Annotated in this window: 14 protein-coding genes; 9 read left to right on the top strand and 5 right to left on the bottom strand. The window is 63.3% G+C overall.

What is annotated here, in order from left to right:
• Positions 1-349: 349 nt before the first annotated feature.
• Both WN982_RS13890 and WN982_RS13885 read right to left on the bottom strand, forming a co-directional pair.
• Positions 350-1,606 carry an MFS transporter gene (locus tag WN982_RS13890; RefSeq protein WP_341312560.1) on the bottom strand — a complete coding sequence of 419 codons (1,257 nt, stop codon included), beginning with the start codon at positions 1,604-1,606 and terminating at the stop codon, positions 350-352.
• Positions 1,603-2,571, bottom strand: a complete 969-nt coding sequence (locus tag WN982_RS13885; RefSeq protein ID WP_341312559.1) for a PRC-barrel domain-containing protein — start codon at positions 2,569-2,571, stop codon at positions 1,603-1,605. Before WN982_RS13885 ends, WN982_RS13890 begins: the two co-directional genes overlap by 4 nt.
• A gap of 576 nt (positions 2,572-3,147) precedes the next feature.
• Between WN982_RS13885 and WN982_RS13880 the strand changes: the two genes are divergently transcribed.
• The gene (locus WN982_RS13880; RefSeq protein WP_341312558.1) at positions 3,148-4,530 is read left to right on the top strand and encodes an NCS2 family permease; all 1,383 of its coding nucleotides are present in this window, start codon (positions 3,148-3,150) and stop codon (positions 4,528-4,530) included.
• Between the two features lie 375 nt (positions 4,531-4,905).
• Here the strand turns inward: WN982_RS13880 and WN982_RS13875 are convergent, their stop codons facing one another.
• A complete protein-coding gene (locus tag WN982_RS13875; protein ID WP_341312557.1) occupies positions 4,906-5,745 on the bottom strand; it encodes a helix-turn-helix transcriptional regulator in 840 nt (279 codons plus the stop codon).
• A 142-nt stretch (positions 5,746-5,887) separates the two neighbouring features.
• Here WN982_RS13875 and WN982_RS13870 point away from each other — a divergent pair, with 142 nt between their 5' ends.
• Entirely contained in the window at positions 5,888-6,712 is an 825-nt protein-coding gene (locus WN982_RS13870) for a carbon-nitrogen hydrolase family protein (RefSeq protein ID WP_341315792.1), read from the top strand.
• A 131-nt stretch (positions 6,713-6,843) separates the two neighbouring features.
• On the top strand, positions 6,844-8,199 hold the full coding sequence (locus WN982_RS13865; RefSeq protein ID WP_341312556.1) for an APC family permease: 1,356 nt from the start codon (positions 6,844-6,846) through the stop codon (positions 8,197-8,199).
• 51 nt (positions 8,200-8,250) lie between these two features.
• On the opposite strand, the gene WN982_RS13860 is transcribed toward WN982_RS13865, so the two are convergent.
• Complete coding sequence (locus WN982_RS13860; RefSeq protein WP_341312555.1) at positions 8,251-8,433, bottom strand: hypothetical protein; 183 nt, start codon at positions 8,431-8,433, stop codon at positions 8,251-8,253.
• Between the two features lie 109 nt (positions 8,434-8,542).
• Positions 8,543-9,493: an NAD-dependent epimerase/dehydratase family protein gene (locus WN982_RS13855; protein ID WP_341312554.1), complete on the bottom strand. Its 951-nt coding sequence runs from the start codon at positions 9,491-9,493 to the stop codon at positions 8,543-8,545.
• 107 nt (positions 9,494-9,600) lie between these two features.
• Here WN982_RS13855 and WN982_RS13850 point away from each other — a divergent pair, with 107 nt between their 5' ends.
• The 6 genes from WN982_RS13850 to hutI all read left to right on the top strand — a co-directional run bounded on the left by WN982_RS13850 (position 9,601) and on the right by hutI (position 16,696).
• Positions 9,601-10,497 (top strand): LysR family transcriptional regulator, encoded by an 897-nt coding sequence (locus WN982_RS13850; RefSeq protein ID WP_341312553.1) that lies wholly within the window; start codon positions 9,601-9,603, stop codon positions 10,495-10,497.
• Between the two features lie 280 nt (positions 10,498-10,777).
• Positions 10,778-12,301, top strand: a complete 1,524-nt coding sequence (gene hutH, locus WN982_RS13845) for a histidine ammonia-lyase (RefSeq protein WP_341312552.1) — start codon at positions 10,778-10,780, stop codon at positions 12,299-12,301.
• Positions 12,302-12,332: 31 nt separating this feature from the next.
• Positions 12,333-13,028: a histidine utilization repressor gene (gene hutC, locus WN982_RS13840; protein WP_341312551.1), complete on the top strand. Its 696-nt coding sequence runs from the start codon at positions 12,333-12,335 to the stop codon at positions 13,026-13,028.
• Positions 13,029-13,070: 42 nt separating this feature from the next.
• A complete protein-coding gene (hutU, locus tag WN982_RS13835; RefSeq protein ID WP_341312550.1) occupies positions 13,071-14,759 on the top strand; it encodes a urocanate hydratase in 1,689 nt (562 codons plus the stop codon).
• A gap of 32 nt (positions 14,760-14,791) precedes the next feature.
• Positions 14,792-15,394, top strand: a complete 603-nt coding sequence (locus WN982_RS13830; protein WP_341315791.1) for a HutD family protein — start codon at positions 14,792-14,794, stop codon at positions 15,392-15,394.
• 78 nt (positions 15,395-15,472) lie between these two features.
• Entirely contained in the window at positions 15,473-16,696 is a 1,224-nt protein-coding gene (gene hutI / locus WN982_RS13825; RefSeq protein ID WP_341312549.1) for an imidazolonepropionase, read from the top strand.
• Positions 16,697-16,698: the final 2 nt, after the last annotated feature.

Raw genomic sequence — 16,698 nt, 5'->3', positions numbered from 1 at the left:
TCGCCGAGGCGACGCCGATGGCCCCGACCGCGCGTAAACGAAGCCGCGGGTTTCCCTTGCGGACCGTTCCGGCGAGCACGCAGTGCGAGGCGGGAAGAATGACTGCCTTGTCACCAGGGCGGAATGTGCGAGAACACAGATTCCAGATGCTCCACTGCCTCCTCCGAGCCAGGGGACCCGCTTAAGAGTTGGCGGTTTGAGCCGCTTTCTTTTGCCTACTTTTCTTTGCGGCGGCAAAGAAAAGTAGGTGCCCCCCCGCACAGGGGCGACGCTAATAAACCAATAACAAAACAAGGAAAGGCACCGCCGCAGGCAAACAGACATAAGCGCCGCGCAGGCAAAAAAACCGTTAACCCTTTACCGGCTTCCCCCCATCAGGCACCGCAACCTGATCCTCATCGGCTGCCGCATCGCGCGTCTCCGGCATTGCTGCCCACACCAGCAGCACGGCCATCGCCCCAGCCGCCGCCAAGGCAAAAAAGCTAACAGCATTGCCAAAATGATCAGCAATAAACCCAGCAGCCGTAGTGCTCAACGTGGCCCCAATCCCGGCAGCCAACCCAAACAACCCAATACAAAGGTTATACCGCCCCTTCCCGCCGGCCACATCGGCGGCGATCAACGGCAGCATCACACCGAACACGGCGGCGCTCAACCCATCGAGCATCTGCACCGGCACGAGCAAATACGGGCTGCTGATCCCGGCAAACAACAACGCCCGTATCGGCAGCGCAGAAAACCCCAGCAACAAAATCGGCCTGCGTCCCCATCGTTCGGCAGAACGCCCAACCCATGGCGACATCATCGCCACAATCGCTTGCGGCACGATAATGCAAGCCGCAATCACCAACTGCACGTTGTCCCCCATGCCGGCCGTCACTTCGCCAGCGGCAAGATTCAACATCGCCGCATTCGACAAGTGGAACAACACAATGCACGCCGCGAACAACAGCATCCGCTTGTCGCGCAGCAACTCGCGCAAGCTCTCGCGCCGTTCGATCTGTGCCGGCGTCGGCGCGGCCCTCGGCAACTCGACAGTGTCAGTGCGCTGGATCATCGTCAACGCGAACAGGGCAGGCACGGCAAGCGCGGCGGTCAGCCAGAACACCGCGCGCGGCGAATAGTACTCACCGAATACGCCCATCATCCCGGCCGCGACCGCGCTGCCAATCGACGCCCAGCGCGCATTGCGCCCGAGCCGGTCGCCAAGATTCGCGCGGCCGACCAGCGCGAACGAGATCGCCGCCAGAGCCGGCGTCAGCATGCAGCTGGCAAAGCCGTGAAACACCTCGGCGGCGATCACCGGCAGCACCGTCGGGCTCACGGCCAGCAGCACTGCGCTGAAGATAATCGCGAAAATCGCCCAGGCAGCAGCGCCTTTCTTGTTGCGTAACGCGTCGACCGCGGCGCCGCCCGGCACCTGGCTGATCATCGCACTGATGGTGCCGACCGATAGCGCCATACCGATCTCGCCCTGTGTCCACTTGTGCGACGCAAGGTACGACGCGATGAACGGCCCAAAGCCCGTCTGCACATTGGCCACGAAAAAATTGAGCCAATCGAGCGCCAGCAGGCTGCGCGCGGTTACCAGAGTGCGGCCTGTCATCGGGCCACCCGTGCGCTGGAAACCGCTGTGGCAGTGGCCGGTGCCGCGGTGGCCGCGGCAGCAGGCACTGGGGCAGGCGCAGGCGCGGGCGGCGGCGCAGGCGACACCGCGCGGATCGGTTTGTCGCTGGCGTAAGGCGGCGTCGCGTTGATCTGCGCATCGCTCAGATCGATCAGCGGATGCAGCTCCTTTTCTTTGGTGACGAAGCGCAGCGCCGACCAGTTCGCGGCAATCGTGCGCCGCTCCGTGCTGACCATCCCGTTGACGTCGAGTACGACCGCTTGCGGCTGCGCGTTGGCGTCGATCAGCACGTCGATCACACGGCCGACCTTCGCGCCGTTCGAACGCTCGACGGTGGCGTCGAGCAACGGCAATTGCACGACGTTGGACCTGGCCGCGGGCGCCGGCACGGCAGGCGCGGTGAGCGTGATCGGCGCGATCTTCGCGGTCGGCGTGAAGCGGAAAGCGCTCCACGGGAAATTCACCTTGCGGTCGCCGACGCCGAGGAAACCCTGCAGGTTGACCACCATCTCGCGTGGCTTGCCGGCCGCGTCCGCAAGCATATCGACCGCGCGGCCGACCACTTTGCCGTCGGGTTTCTGCACCGGGCTATCGAGCAGCCCGTGCGCTTCGTTGCGCTCGATCGTGCGCAACACGATCAGCGGCGGGGGCGGTGGAGGCGGCGGCGCGGGCGCGGCGACCGGCGGTGGAGGTTCGACCTTGTGGGGCTTGACGACCGGCTTCTTCGGCTTTCTCGGCTGCTCGGGCCCGGCCGCCTCGGTCTCGGCCGGTTCCGGCTCGGAGGCGGCCACCGGCGCGCTCGCGGGTTCGACGGGCATGACCGTGGCTTCGACGATCGGCGCCTGTTGCGGACCCCACAGCAGGCTGCAACCGGACAACGCGAGCACTGCGAACGCAGCAAGAATCAGAAGACGCCAGGCAGGACGCGAAAAACCGCCACTCATCAAGAAGGACTCCATCGGCGAGTGCGGACGGGCGCTGTGGACCGCCGCAGTTTAGACACGCAGTTAAGACAGATACGGGGCAGAGTGTAACCCGCGACAGCGGGCCGACCGGTTTTGCAGGCCATCCGACAGGTCCGCCGCAGACGCGGTTCGTGCCGCGCTTCGCGCCTTTGCTCCCCTTTTAACCCCTCAAAACCGCAAAAAAACGCTTCGCAACTCGATGACAAACCGTAGGTGTAAACGCGCGGACCATGCGCATGATTTGCCGTCCCTTAAACGATATAAGCATCGCGACATGTCGAGCATGCCATTCATGCGATGGGAGACATATTTGTGTTGCCCTACATTTCGAGACAGCAAAAGAAGAACGGAGCATGCAGGTTGTACGTCATCCCGGGAAATCGACGGTCGGCGCTTTAAGGAAGTTGGCCGCCGGAGGACGAGAACTTAAATGCATCGCAAGCCGACGTTCAAACCTTGCCACACCCCTCATTAGATAGACAAACGCAACGAGACGAACCTGATGGCGGCCAGATCGATGGCCGTTTCAGCACGCTGATAAAGGAGGCACTCATCATGATGGAACCCCACGCCCAACCGATTTCCGAAGTCGGCGCCGAATCATTCGACGGAAAGGGCTTTCTCGACCGCTACTTCGAAATCTCCTCGCGCGGCAGCTCGCAGCGTCAGGAAATCGTCGCCGGTATTACGACCTTCCTCGCGATGGTCTATTCCGTGTTCGTCGTGCCAGGCATGTTCGGCAAAGCGGGCTTCGATACCAGCGCGGTGTTCGTCGCCGTGTGCCTGACCACCGCGTTCGGCTCGCTGCTGATGGGCGTGTGGGCGCGTCTGCCGATCGCGATCGGCTGTGCGATCTCGCTGACCGCGTTCACCGCGTTCGGTCTCGTGCTCGGCAAAGGCCTGCATCCGAACGTCGCGCTCGGCGCGGTGTTTCTGATGGGCGTCGTCTTCACCGGAATCTCGGTGACGGGCGTGCGTTCGTGGATCCTGCGCAATCTGCCGACCGGCATCGCGCACGGCACGGGCATCGGTATCGGCCTGTTCCTGCTGCTGATCGCGGCGAACGACGTCGGTCTCGTCGTCAAGAATCCAGGTGCTGGCTTGCCGGTGTCGCTCGGCAATATCACGGCGTTGCCGGCGATCATGTCGGTGGCGGGTCTGGCCGCGATCTTCGGTCTGGTGCGCCGTCGCGTGCCGGGTTCGATCCTGATCGTGATTATCGCGATCTCGGCGATCGCATTGCTGATCGATCCGGCGGTGGCGTTCCATGGTGTGTTCGCCGTGCCTTCGCTGAGCGCGCCGGGCCATGCTTCACTGATCGGCGCGATGGACATCAAGGGCGCACTGTCGATGGCAGTCTTGCCTAGCGTGCTGGCACTGGTGATGACCGCCGTGTTCGACGCAACCGGCACGATCCGCGCCGTCGCAGGACAAGCCGGCCAGCTCGACGAAAACGGCCGCATCATCAACGGTGGCCGTGCGTTGACGGCCGATTCGCTGAGCTCGATTTTCTCGGGTCTGCTCGGCGGCGCACCGGCAGCAGCGTACATCGAATCGACGGTCGGCGTCGCAGCCGGCGCGAAGACGGGGATGGCCGCGGCGGTGGTCGGCCTGCTGTTCCTCGTGGTGATGTTCTTCTCGCCGCTGGCGGGCCTGGTGCCTTCGTATGCGACGGCGCCGGCGCTGATGTACGTCGGTCTGCTGATGCTCTCCAACGTCAGCAAGCTGCATATGGACGACATGGTCGATGCGATGTCGGGCCTGATGTGCGCGGTGTTCATCGTGCTGACCGCCAACATCGTCACGGGCATCATGCTCGGCTTCGCGACGCTGGTGATCGGCCGCGTGGTGAGCGGCGAGTACCGCAAGCTGAACGTCGGCACCGTTGTGATCGCTATCGTGCTGGTCGGCTTTTATCTCGGCGGCTGGGCGATCTGAGTGTGCTGCATTTTGCTGTAGCGCGAGAGCGGGGCGGTTTCTTCCTGGCGCCTCGCTCGAACGTGTAGTCGGTTGTTCTCCACCTTGACGCGGCGTGTTGCAGGGTTTTGTCTGCGATGCACCGCGTATCTTTTTGCCCGCACCCCTTCGAATCCTCTCTCCGCGTCGTTTAATGCGCCGACGCGCGCATCTGTCTTTGACATCCGTCCGCACGGCGGCGTGCCGCCTGTCCACCGGACCGATGGAGGAAGCGATGGAGTGGCTTGGCCGCTATCTGCACTTCTGGTCCGAATCACTCTCGCTATGAAGAGAAGGCGAGTGGCGATTGTCCCGCGTGCGGCTCGTAATGTGTTCTAGCGGGAAATAAGCGGGCCGTCATGCGCCTTTGCGTCCCGCTTCGTAAAATAGCGCGAACAGCTCCGATTGCGAATTGACGTTGAGCTTCGTATAGATGTGTTTCTTGTGAGCGCGTACCGTCTCGAACGAGATCGTCAGTTTTTCCGCCATCGCGCGCGTCGAAAATCCGCTCAAGGTCAGCATCGCCACTTCCACCTCGCGGGCGGTGAGCGCCGCGCGGCCGCTCGCCGACGACACCTGTTCGAAGCGCGCGGCATAGGTGGGTGCATCGACGCGCGTGAGCGTTTCTGTTTCTGTCACCGTCACGCTCGGGGCCATCGCCGAAGCGTCGAACACCTCATACGGCAAGCGTTGCCGCATCAGCGCGATCACCCACGGCGCGCATAGCGCGAGCACCGCGAGATCGCGCTCGCCATAGCGTTGCGTCGCGCCCAACGAGAACGCCAGCGTGTGCCGTGCGTCGATCATGAAGTTGAAATGCACTTCGTCGCCGACGATGTTCTTCCTGAAGTAGCGCTGGTAATAGTCGGTCATCGAGAAGTTGTCGGGGGCGACATCGGCGAGCGTGACGAAGCCCGACGCGGGCTTTTCGGTGGCGGCGATATAGAACGGGTCGAGTTGATAAAGCGCGGCCAGATAGTCCTGGAACATTGCGTCCACCGCGCCGTCCGGCGTCGGCGATTCGGCGCACACGAGCGGCGCAGCGCCTCGCGTGAAGCGCAGCGCCACCCAGTTGTCGAAGGCGACATAGCGTTCGAGCGCGCGCGTGAGGCGGGTCCAGAATTGCGCGCTATCGAGTGCTTCGATGACCGCGCCGATCTCCCGGTGAAAAGCCAGATCGCGCCATTCGAGTTCCATGCGTGCTCCGTTGAGGGTAACCCACCCGGGTGATTACGAACAAAAATATGTCTGGTAATAATAGGCTCAACCTGATCGCAGGCGGCTGACAGCAGCCGCCATTTAACGCGAAGCGGACCGGCAAGGACAGGAGACAAAATTGATTCAACTCGAACTCGCGCAGATTCCGATCGAAGACAGCGGCGTCGCCACGAACCTGCAGCGCGTGCTCGGCACCATCGCGCAACGGGCGGCCGGCACGGAGCTGATCGTATTTCCCGAGGCTACATTGTCGGGTTTCCCGACGCGGCACAACATCGGTGAAATCGCCGAATCGATCGACGGGCCGTCGCTGACCAAAGTGCGAAACGCCGCGCGTGACGCGGGCGTCGCGGTCGCGGTGGGTCTCGCCGAGCGCGACGGCAGCCGCTTTTTCAACACCACGGTGCTGGTCGACGAGCACGGCGAGATTGCGCTGCGTTATCGCAAGACGCATCTGTGGGCGTCGGACGTCGGCGTGTTCGAAGCGGGCGACCGTTATGAAGTGTGCAGCTTCAAGGGCATGACCGTCGGTATGCTGATCTGCTATGACATCGAGTTTCCCGAAACGGCGCGCGCGGTTGCATCGCTCGGCGCGGATCTGCTGATCGTGACGAACGGCAATATGGCGCCGTTCGGACCGGTGCATCGGCGTGCGATTGTCGCGCGGGCCATGGAGAACCAGATGTTCGCCGCGCTCGTCAATCGCACCGGATCAGGCGATGACGACCTCACGTTCCCCGGCGAATCGGCGTTGATCGATCCGTTCGGCGACGTGGTGTGCGATGCGGGCGCCGGCGAGAAAGTGCTGTGCGCAACGCTCGATCCGGCGCGTCTCGAAGGCGCGCGTGAACACTACCGTTATCTGCACGACGCGCGCATTGCGCTCGACCTCGCAACCGTCGAAGGCGAGCGTGGAGAACGAGTGCGTGTGATCCGCGCACGTTAAGGCGCGCATCGAGCAAACACCCTCCGCGCGCAACACGCGCATCCAGCAAGTCTGATTAATAGAGCTCGACCGGGTGGCGCATGCGGCGCCGCTCGCGGCGCCGCTCGCCCATTCGCCTCAGGAGACACCGTATGACCCCTTCATCCACCGCCGAACGCACGAGCACACAGGCCGTGCACCTGAAGCGCACGCTCGGCTTGCCTTCGGTATTGCTGTTCGGACTTGCCTATATGGCACCGCTGATCGTCTACGGCACCTATGGCGTGCTCGCGAGCGCCAGCAACGACACCGCCGCGCTCGCGTATCTGATCGCGTTGATCGCGATCGTGTTCACCGCGCTCAGTTACGGCAAACTCGCGCGGCTGTTCCCCGTAGCCGGCTCGGCGTATACGTACACGCGCAAAACCTTCAATCCGCATCTGGGCTTCATGATCGGCTGGGCCACCTTGCTCGATTACTTCTTCCTGCCGATGGTGATCTGGCTGATCGGCGCCTCGTACCTGAGCGCCGCGTTTCCGCACATTCCGAGCTGGATCTGGATCGTCGCGTTTATCGTGTTGACGAGTGCGTTGAACATTCTCGGCATCGAGCTCGCGAACCGCTTCAACATCGTGCTGATGGTGGTGCAACTGGCGATCGTCGCATTGTTCGTTGTGCTGTGCTGCCACTATGTGACGGCAGCCGTCGGCCCCGGCGGTCTGATTTCGGCTGAGCCGTTCTTCAAGCCGCACGTGCCGTTCTCGGCGACGATGGCCGGCGCCGCGATTGCTGCCTATTCGTACCTCGGTTTCGACGCGGTCTCGACGCTGACCGAAGAAACCATCGCGCCTGAGAAGACGATGCCGCGCGCGATCGTGCTGATCGCGCTGATAGGCGGCGCGATCTTCGTGATCGCCGCGTACACGGTGCAACTCGCGCATCCGGGCGCAGTGTTCAAGGATCCCGATTCGGCCGCCTTCGAAGTCGCGCGCAAAGTGGGCGGCGATATCTTCGTGACGGTGTTTCTGGCGGGCTTGATCCTCGCGCAATTTGCTTCCGGCATCTCGGCGCAGGCGAGCGTGGGGCGTCTGCTATATGCGATGGGGCGCGACGAAGTGCTGCCCAGGCGCATCTTCGGTTTCGTGCATCCGAAGTTCAAGACGCCGGCATTGAACATCTCGCTTGCCGGCGCAATCGGTCTGATTGCGTTGAAGCTCGATGTGGCGACATCGACCTCGTTCATCAACTTCGGAGCGTTCCTCGCGTTCACTGCGGTCAATCTGTGCGTGATCCGCCAGTTCTTCAATGCGAAGGGCGGCGCCAATGCAATGGGCGTGATCGGCGGCCTGCTGTTTCCGTTGGCTGGCGCAATTGCCGATGTGTGGCTGCTCGTGAGCCTGGAGAAAACCGCGCTGGTGCTCGGTGCGGTGTGGTTCGTGGCGGGGCTGTGCTATCTCGGCTGGATCACGCGCGGTTTCCGCCGCGCGCCGCCGGAAGTCGCGGTTTGACGAGAGCGCTGCAAGCCGGCACGCATGACACTGTACGGCGCAGCGTCCTCCTCACAGTGCCATGTCGAACGCGGGCTTGAGGAAGATTTCGATCGCCATCACCGCGAGCCCCATCGCGGCCGCCGACAGTGTCAGCGTGCCGTATTCGTCGTAGCGAGCATCGTACAGGCACGCCACAACGAAAAGAATCGCCAGCAGGTTGGTTAGCCAGTCGAGGTTCAGCGCCAAGTTCATCGATCAAATCCGGGCTCGCGCGCGACCCGGATGATCGAATCGCACCATTATGTGGGCGCGATTCTATCGAGCTGGGCTTACGAATTCGCAACGTCGACGCTTACACAGCTTACGCCCCGAAGGAAGTCCCCTTGGGGGGCGCCCCGAAGGAAGTCCCCTTGGGGGACATCATGTCGTGCTCGATCCAGTCGATCACGGACGTACGCCTCGGCTGCCAGCCAAGCAGTTTGCGCGCGCGCTCACCGCGCACCCGGCTGTTCGAACCGAGTCCGTACGACGCCATTTCATAGCCCCATTCCTTCTGCGCTTCTTCCAGCGGCCAGTCTTGCGGCGCGCCCAGCTTCAGCACGCGGGCGATCGCGGCGCTCATGTCGCGGAACGACGCCTCTCCGCTTTCGACGAAGTAGAACGTGCCCGCCGGCGTGTTTTCCAACGCGAGGCGATAGAGTTCGGCGACGTCGTCGATATGCACGTTCGACCAGATGTTGCCGCCGCTGCCCACGTGCCGCACGACGCCGCTCTTCTGCGCCTGGCGCACGAGCCGCGGCAACTGCACGCTGGCGCTGCCGGCCACCGCACCGTGTCCGTAGATCAGCGTGTTGCACAGCACGGCCGAGCGGATGTTCTGTTGCGCCGCATTGAGTACGAGCTGATCGATCGCGACGCGTGCCGCTTTATCCGCGGTCGGCTCGGGCAGGGTGTCTTCGTGATAGATGCGCGCTCCGCCCGCTTCGCCGCCCGACGCATCGCCGACGATGCTCGAGCCGCTCGTATGCAGAAACGGCTTGCCCGAGCCGTTAAGGCCCTCGATCAGCGCTTTGACGGCGCCTTCGTGGTCGCTGCTCGCGGCATTGATGACGGCGTCCGCCGCGTGCGCTTCGCTAATCAGCAGCGCGCGGTCGTCGAGCGTGCCGATCACGGGTTCGATGCCGAGGCGATGCAGTTCGGCGGCGTGTTCGGGCTTACGGATCAAACCGCGCACGTGATGGCCGGCGCGCACCAGATGAGCCGCGATGGAACCGCCGATAAAGCCGCTTGCACCTGTGATGAAAATCTTCAAGACGTTCTCCTGCGAGTGGAAACACGATGACAGGAGCGCAGTATCTATCGTCTTGATTCTCGCAAAAAGCGTGTTAGTCTCAAATCAATCTTGATTTGAAATCAACAATGAAAACTTCAACAGACGAGTTATTGGTGTTGGTGACGGTGATCGACAGCGGCTCGATTACCGCGGCTGCGGAGAAATTGCAGCAGACGGTATCCGGCGTGAGCCGCGCCCTGACGCGCCTCGAAAAGAAACTCGACACCGCGCTGGTGCGGCGTACGACGCGCCGTTTGCAGTTGACCGAAGAGGGCGAAGCCTTCCTGCAGCGCGCCCGGGCCATTCTCGAGGCGATGGAAGAGGCCGAGGAGTCCGTCACACGCGGACGCGAGCGTCCCTCGGGACGTTTGCGCGTGGACGCGGCGTCGCCGTTCATGCTCCATTGCATCGCGCCGTATATGAAGGCGTTTTCGGCGCTGTATCCGGAGATCCGTCTGGAGTTGACCAGCAACGAGCGGATTGTCGATCTGCTCGAACAGAAGGTGGATATCGCGATCCGGATCGGCGCGTTGCAGGATTCGACCTTGCATGCGCGGGCCTTGGGCAGCAGCAAGCTGAGGGTGCTCGCGAGTCCGGCGTATCTGGCCGAATATGGCGAACCGCGCTCAGTGGATGCGTTGCACTCGCATCGGCTGATCGGCTTCACCGCGCCGGAGCATCTGAACCGCTGGCCGTTGCGGGAGGGCGGAAAGGGTCGCGCCGGGTCGCTGAAGATCGAGCCGTCGATCACCGCGTCGAGCGGCGAAACGCTGCGGCAGTTGGCCTTGTCGGGGTGGGGCATTGCGTGCCTGGCCGACTTCATGACCACCGCCGATGTACGCGAAGAACGGCTGGTGCCGATTCTCGAAAGCGTGCTGCTGGACGAGCGGCAGCCGGTGAGCGCAGTGTATTACCAGAGCGCGTCGCTGGCGGGACGGGTGCAGTGTTTTCTGGACTTTATGGCGGCGCGGGTGAGGCTTTAGCGGGCCGCGCCAGGCGCGCGAAATCTTTTTGTCCGCTTTTTTGTTCGCTTGCCGAGGGATATTTTGAACGTGTAACGTGTATAGACAAGTTGACGGCCGTGAGGATCGAGTGCCGTGCCGTGTGCCCCCGATACGCGAGGTCCCGGCGTAAGCGATATACATACTACGCAAGCATCCCGCCCTAATGGAAACCCCTGGGCCGAAACCTGCAAAAACAAGTTGTATATACAAGACGGCGACGCTAGACTTCTCTCAAATTGTATAGACAGGACACAAAACCATGATCATTCTGAAGCCCGGCTACCTGACCCTCCCGCAACTGCGCGAGATCGCACGCGAACACGTCGCGCTGCAACTCGATCCCGCCAGCCATGCCGCTATCGACGCCTGCGCCAAGGCCGTTGCCGACATCGCCGCTAAGGGCGAGCCGGCGTATGGCATCAACACGGGTTTCGGGCGCCTCGCCAGCACGCACATTCCGCGCGACCAGCTCGAACTGCTGCAACGCAATCTGGTACTGTCGCACGCGGTCGGCGTGGGTGAGCCGATGTCGCGTCCGGTTGTGCGTCTGTTGATCGCGCTGAAGCTGTCGAGCCTCGGCCGCGGGCACTCGGGCATCCGCCGCGAAGTGATGGAAGCGCTGATTACGCTGTACAACGCCGACGTGCTGCCGGTGATTCCGGTCAAGGGTTCGGTCGGCGCATCGGGCGACCTCGCGCCGCTCGCGCATATGTCGGCAGTGTTGCTCGGCGTCGGCGAAGTGTTCGCGAAGGGCGAGCGCATGCCGGCTACCGAGGGTCTCGCCCTTGTCGGCCTGAAGCCGCTCACCTTGCAAGCGAAGGAAGGTCTTGCGCTGCTGAACGGCACGCAGGCATCGACCGCGCTCGCGCTGTACAACATGTTCGCAATCGAAGACCTGTACCGCACCGCGCTGGTCGCGGGCGCCTTGTCGGTGGACGCAGCAGCGGGTTCGGTCAAGCCGTTCGACGCGCGCATCCACGAATTGCGCGGTCATCAAGGTCAGATCGAAGCGGCAACCGCCTACCGTTCGCTGCTGGAAGGTTCTGGGATCAACGTCTCGCACGCCGATTGCGATAAGGTGCAGGACCCGTACAGCCTGCGCTGCCAGCCGCAAGTCATGGGCGCATGTCTGGACCAGATGCGGCATGCCGCCGACGTGCTGCTGATCGAAGCGAACGCCGTCTCCGACAACCCGCTGATTTTCCCGGACACCGGCGAAGTGCTGTCGGGCGGTAACTTCCACGCGGAACCGGTCGCGTTCGCTGCCGACAATCTCGCGCTCGCCGCCGCTGAAATCGGCGCGCTGGCCGAACGCCGCATCGCGCTGCTGATCGACGCGACGCTGTCGGGCCTGCCGCCGTTCCTCGTGCGCGACGGCGGTGTGAATTCGGGCTTCATGATCGCTCACGTGACGGCTGCGGCGCTCGCGTCGGAGAACAAGACGCTCGCGCATCCGGCATCGGTCGATTCGCTGCCCACTTCGGCGAACCAGGAAGATCACGTGTCGATGGCGACCTTCGCCGCGCGCAAGCTCGGCGACATCGCCGAGAACACCGCGAACATTCTGTCGATCGAGTTGCTCGCCGCCGCGCAAGGCGTCGATCTGCGCGCGCCGCACAAGACCAGCCCGAGCCTGCAGAAGGTGATGGACACGGTGCGCAAGGATGTCGCGCATTACGAACTCGATCACTACTTCGCGCCGGATATCGCGGCCGTGACGCGTCTCGTGCAATCCGGCACGATCGCCCGACACAGCCCGTTCTCGTTCGCCTCCGAACAATAAGCAGAAGCAGACAGTCAGGCAGAGCAAGCCAATGAACGCACCGGCCTATCAGGGCATCAAGGACTTCATCCTCGGCCGCATCCATGCGGGCGAATGGGCTGAAGGCGACCAGGTGCCCTCCGAAAACGAGCTCGCGCGCGAATTCAACGTCGCGCGCATGACGGTCAACCGCGCGTTGCGCGAGTTGACCTCGGAGCAGGTCCTTACGCGTGTGCAGGGTTCGGGCACTTTCGTGGCCCGCCCCAAGTACGAATCGACGCTGGTGGCGATCCGCAGCATCTCCGACGAAATCGTCGCGCGCGGTCATCGTTATCAGGCGAACGTGCTGCACATCGGCGCGAGCATCGCCGACGAAGCGCTCGCCGAGGAAATGCAGGTGAGCGCGGGCAGCCCGGTGTTTCATTCGCGCGTGCTGCATTTCGAAAACGACGAGCCGGTGCAGCTCGAAGAGCGCTGGGTCAATCCGGCGGTCGCGCCCGAGTATGCGCTGCAGGACTTCACCAACACGACGCCGAACCAGTATCTGGTGCGCGTCGCGCCGCTGCAGCGTGTCGAATACCGCATCGAAGCGTTGGCCGCGGACGCTGATACGCGGCAGTTGCTGACCATGGATGAGCTCGAACCATGCCTCGTGCTGCATCGGCGCACGTGGTCGCAAAGCCAGGTCGCTTCCGTTGCCAATCTCTGGCATCCCGGCAGCCGCTATCGTTTCACCGGACATTTCTGATTCGCCATTTTCCGAACATCGTCAAACATTCCGAGGGCCACCATGAATAACCCGAAACATATCGATCCGCGTCTGGACCCAACCCGCACGATCCGCGCACCGCGCGGTGCGGAAAAGACCTGCAAGACCTGGATTGCGGAAGCCGCGTACCGGATGATCCAGAACAATCTGGACCCGGAAGTCGCCGAGCATCCGCATGCGCTGGTCGTGTACGGCGGCATCGGCCGTGCCGCGCGTAACTGGGACTGTTTCGATCAGATCCTGACATCGCTGAAGGACCTGAACGAAGACGAGACGCTGCTGATTCAATCGGGTAAGCCGGTCGGCGTGTTCCGCACTCACGCGGACGCGCCGCGCGTGCTGCTGGCGAATTCGAATCTGGTGCCGCATTGGGCGACGTGGGAACACTTCCACGAACTCGATCGCAAGGGTTTGATGATGTACGGCCAGATGACCGCCGGCAGCTGGATCTACATCGGCAGCCAGGGCATCGTGCAGGGCACCTACGAGACGTTCTTCTCGGTGGCGAACCAGCATTTCAACGGCGACCCGTCGGGCCGCTGGATTCTGACGGGCGGTCTCGGCGGCATGGGCGGCGCGCAGCCGCTCGCGGCGACGATGGCGGGCTTCTCGATGATCGCCGTCGAATGCGACGAGACGCGCATCGACTTCCGTCTGAAGACGCGTTACGTCGACAAGAAAGCGGCGACGCTCGACGAAGCGCTCGCGATGCTCGAAGAAGCGAAGAAGGCGGGCAAGCCGGTGTCGATCGGTCTGCTCGGCAATGCCGCTGACGTGTTCGCGGAATGCGTGGCGCGCGGCATCACGCCGGATTGCGTGACCGACCAGACGAGCGCGCACGATCCGATCCACGGCTACCTGCCGCAAGGCTGGAATGTCGAAGACTGGCGCGAGCGTCAGAAGACGGTGCCGGACAGCATCGTGCTGCCCGCCAAGCAATCGATGGCCAGGCAGGTGCAGGCGATGCTGACGCTGCAGGAACGCGGCGCGGCCACGCTCGACTACGGCAACAACATCCGTCAGATGGCGCTGGAAATGGGCGTCGAAAATGCGTTCGATTTCCCGGGCTTCGTGCCGGCGTATATCCGCCCGTTGTTTTGCGAAGGCAAGGGCCCGTTCCGCTGGGTCGCGCTGTCGGGCGATCCGGAAGACATCTATAAGACCGATGCGAAGGTCAAGGAACTGATCCCCGACGATCCGCATCTGCACAACTGGCTCGACATGGCGCGCGAACGTATCGCGTTCCAGGGCCTGCCGGCGCGGATCTGCTGGGTCGGCGTGAAGGATCGTTATCGTCTGGGCCAGGCGTTCAACGAAATGGTCAGGAACGGCGAGCTGAAGGCGCCGATCGTGATCGGCCGCGATCACCTCGACACCGGTTCGGTGGCGAGCCCGAATCGCGAAACCGAATCGATGAAGGACGGCTCGGATGCGGTCAGCGACTGGCCGTTGCTCAACGCATTGCTGAACACGGCAGGCGGCGCATCGTGGGTCTCGCTGCATCATGGCGGTGGCGTCGGCATGGGCTTCAGCCAGCACTCGGGTGTGGTGATCGTCGCGGACGGCACCGATGCGGCAGCCAGGCGCCTCGGCCGCGTGCTGTTCAACGATCCGGCCACCGGCGTGATGCGTCACGCGGATGCGGGCTATGAACTCGCGCAGGAAACGGCGCGCGAGGCAGGCCTGAATCTGCCGATGCTGGGCCGTTGATCGTGACGCTTCACAGCCCGCTTGTCGGCAGCATGGCAACCGTGACGCTGATCCGCGGCGCCGACCTGGTGGCGGCGCCGTGGAAGAACGGCGGCGGCGTCACGCGCGAAGTGGCGGCGTTCCCCGAGGGCGCCGGGCTCGATGCATTCGTGTGGCGCGTGAGCGTCGCCGATGTGGCGCAGGCCGGGCCGTTCTCGCGTTTCGTCGGCATCGATCGCACGCTTGCGCTGTTGTCCGGCGCGGGCATGTTGCTCGATGAAACGGACAATGTGAATGGCCTGAAAACGCGTGCATTGACACAGCCACTCGATATCGCACGTTTCGCTGGCGAAGCGCAAATCGACGCGCGTCTGGTCGACGGTGCAACACGCGACTTCAACCTGATGGTGCGGCGTGGCGCGGCGGCGGGAGAGGTCGAAGTATGGCGCGGCGATACGCAACGCGATCTGTCCGCCGACGTGGTGCTGTTGTTTTGCGCAAGCGGTTCGGTTGAAGTTCAGTTGGGCAACCGCGCTCAGCCGTTTTCACTGAACGCAGACGACACGCTACGCATCGACACACCGCAATCACTGTCATGCACAGTCAAAGGCGCGGGCGCATTGCTCGCGATCACCATCCGCTACGCGCAACGATGACGACGGCTCACGGCCGCGCTTTGAAAAAAGCGCGCCGCGAACCACTACAGACACGCAACAAGCTGCAAAGAGCACGCGATGAAGCAAACCGTCTGGCATCACCTGAAACTCTGCCCGCAGGGCGACCCCCAACACACGCTGCCCGACGCTGCGATTGCCGTAGAAGACGGCAAGATCGCGTGGCTCGGCGCAGCGTCCGAATTACCCGCTGAATACGCTGCGTGGCCGCGCGAAGATCTGCACGGCGCATGGGTGAGCCCGGGTCTCGTCGATTGCCACACGCATCTGGTGTACGGCGGTCAGCGCGCCGACGAGTTCGCGCAGCGCCTGGCTGGCGTGAGCTATGAAGAGATCGCGCGGCAGGGCGGCGGTATCGTCTCCACGGTACGCGCCACGCGTGCCGCCGACGAAGACAGCTTGTTCCGCCAATCCGCCGCGCGGCTCGAACCGCTGCTCGCCGAAGGCGTCACGGCGGTGGAAATCAAATCCGGTTACGGCCTCGACCTCGCCAGCGAGCGCAAGATGCTGCGCGTTGCGCGCCGTCTGGGCGAACGTTATCCGGTGTCGGTCTATACGACATTTCTCGGCGCGCATGCATTGCCGCCTGAATTTGCAGGCCGCGCCGATGCGTACATCGACGAAGTCTGCAACACCATGCTGCCCGCGCTCGCCGGCGAAGGCCTGGTGGATGCGGTCGATGTGTTCTGTGAGCGCATCGGCTTTTCGCTGGAACAAAGCGAGCGCGTGTTCAAAGCAGCCGAGCGCTACAGGTTGCCGGTGAAGATGCATGCCGAGCAGTTGTCGAATGGCGGTGGCACGGCATTGGCGGCGCGCCACCATGCGCTGTCCGCGGATCACCTCGAATTTCTCGACGAAGCGGGCGTCGCCGCAATGAAGGAAGCGGGCACGGTTGCCGTGCTATTGCCAGGCGCGTACTACTTCATTCGCGAGACGCAATTGCCGCCGTTGGATCTGCTGCGGCGCTATCAGGTGCCGATCGCGATTTCGACCGACAGCAACCCTGGCACGTCGCCCACTACATCGCTGCTGCTGATGATGAACATGGCGACCACGCTGTTCCGCATGACCGTGCCCGAAGTGCTGCAGGGCGTGACGGCGCACGCGGCGCGCGCGCTCGGCAAAGCGGATACGCACGGCTCGCTGGAAGTGGGGCGTGCGGCGGATTTCGCCGTATGGTCGGTCGAGTCGCTGGCGGAGCTGGCTTACTGGATTGGGCGTCCGTTGTGCGCGCGGGTCGTGCGCTCGGGCGAGACGGTTTATACGCGGCGTGAATTGAGCTAAGG

The organism is Paraburkholderia sp. IMGN_8 (assembly GCF_038050405.1).
GTDB lineage: Bacteria > Pseudomonadota > Gammaproteobacteria > Burkholderiales > Burkholderiaceae > Paraburkholderia.
The sequence above is the reverse complement of the archived record's forward strand: the minus strand, read 5'-3'. Positions and strand labels throughout refer to the sequence as shown.

Excerpts from the sequence above, each read along its gene's own strand:
- hutC (WP_341312551.1), top strand. The coding sequence starts at position 12,333 with ATGAACGCACCGGCCTATCAGGGCATCAAGGACTTCATCCTCGGCCGC.
- WN982_RS13885 (WP_341312559.1), bottom strand. The coding sequence starts at position 2,571 with ATGAGTGGCGGTTTTTCGCGTCCTGCCTGGCGTCTTCTGATTCTTGCT.
- WN982_RS13880 (WP_341312558.1), top strand. The coding sequence starts at position 3,148 with ATGATGGAACCCCACGCCCAACCGATTTCCGAAGTCGGCGCCGAATCA.
- WN982_RS13850 (WP_341312553.1), top strand. The coding sequence starts at position 9,601 with ATGAAAACTTCAACAGACGAGTTATTGGTGTTGGTGACGGTGATCGAC.
- hutH (WP_341312552.1), top strand. The coding sequence starts at position 10,778 with ATGATCATTCTGAAGCCCGGCTACCTGACCCTCCCGCAACTGCGCGAG.
- hutI (WP_341312549.1), top strand. The coding sequence starts at position 15,473 with ATGAAGCAAACCGTCTGGCATCACCTGAAACTCTGCCCGCAGGGCGAC.
- WN982_RS13890 (WP_341312560.1), bottom strand. The coding sequence starts at position 1,606 with ATGACAGGCCGCACTCTGGTAACCGCGCGCAGCCTGCTGGCGCTCGAT.
- WN982_RS13860 (WP_341312555.1), bottom strand. The coding sequence starts at position 8,433 with ATGAACTTGGCGCTGAACCTCGACTGGCTAACCAACCTGCTGGCGATT.
- WN982_RS13865 (WP_341312556.1), top strand. The coding sequence starts at position 6,844 with ATGACCCCTTCATCCACCGCCGAACGCACGAGCACACAGGCCGTGCAC.
- WN982_RS13830 (WP_341315791.1), top strand. The coding sequence starts at position 14,792 with ATGGCAACCGTGACGCTGATCCGCGGCGCCGACCTGGTGGCGGCGCCG.
- hutU (WP_341312550.1), top strand. The coding sequence starts at position 13,071 with ATGAATAACCCGAAACATATCGATCCGCGTCTGGACCCAACCCGCACG.
- WN982_RS13875 (WP_341312557.1), bottom strand. The coding sequence starts at position 5,745 with ATGGAACTCGAATGGCGCGATCTGGCTTTTCACCGGGAGATCGGCGCG.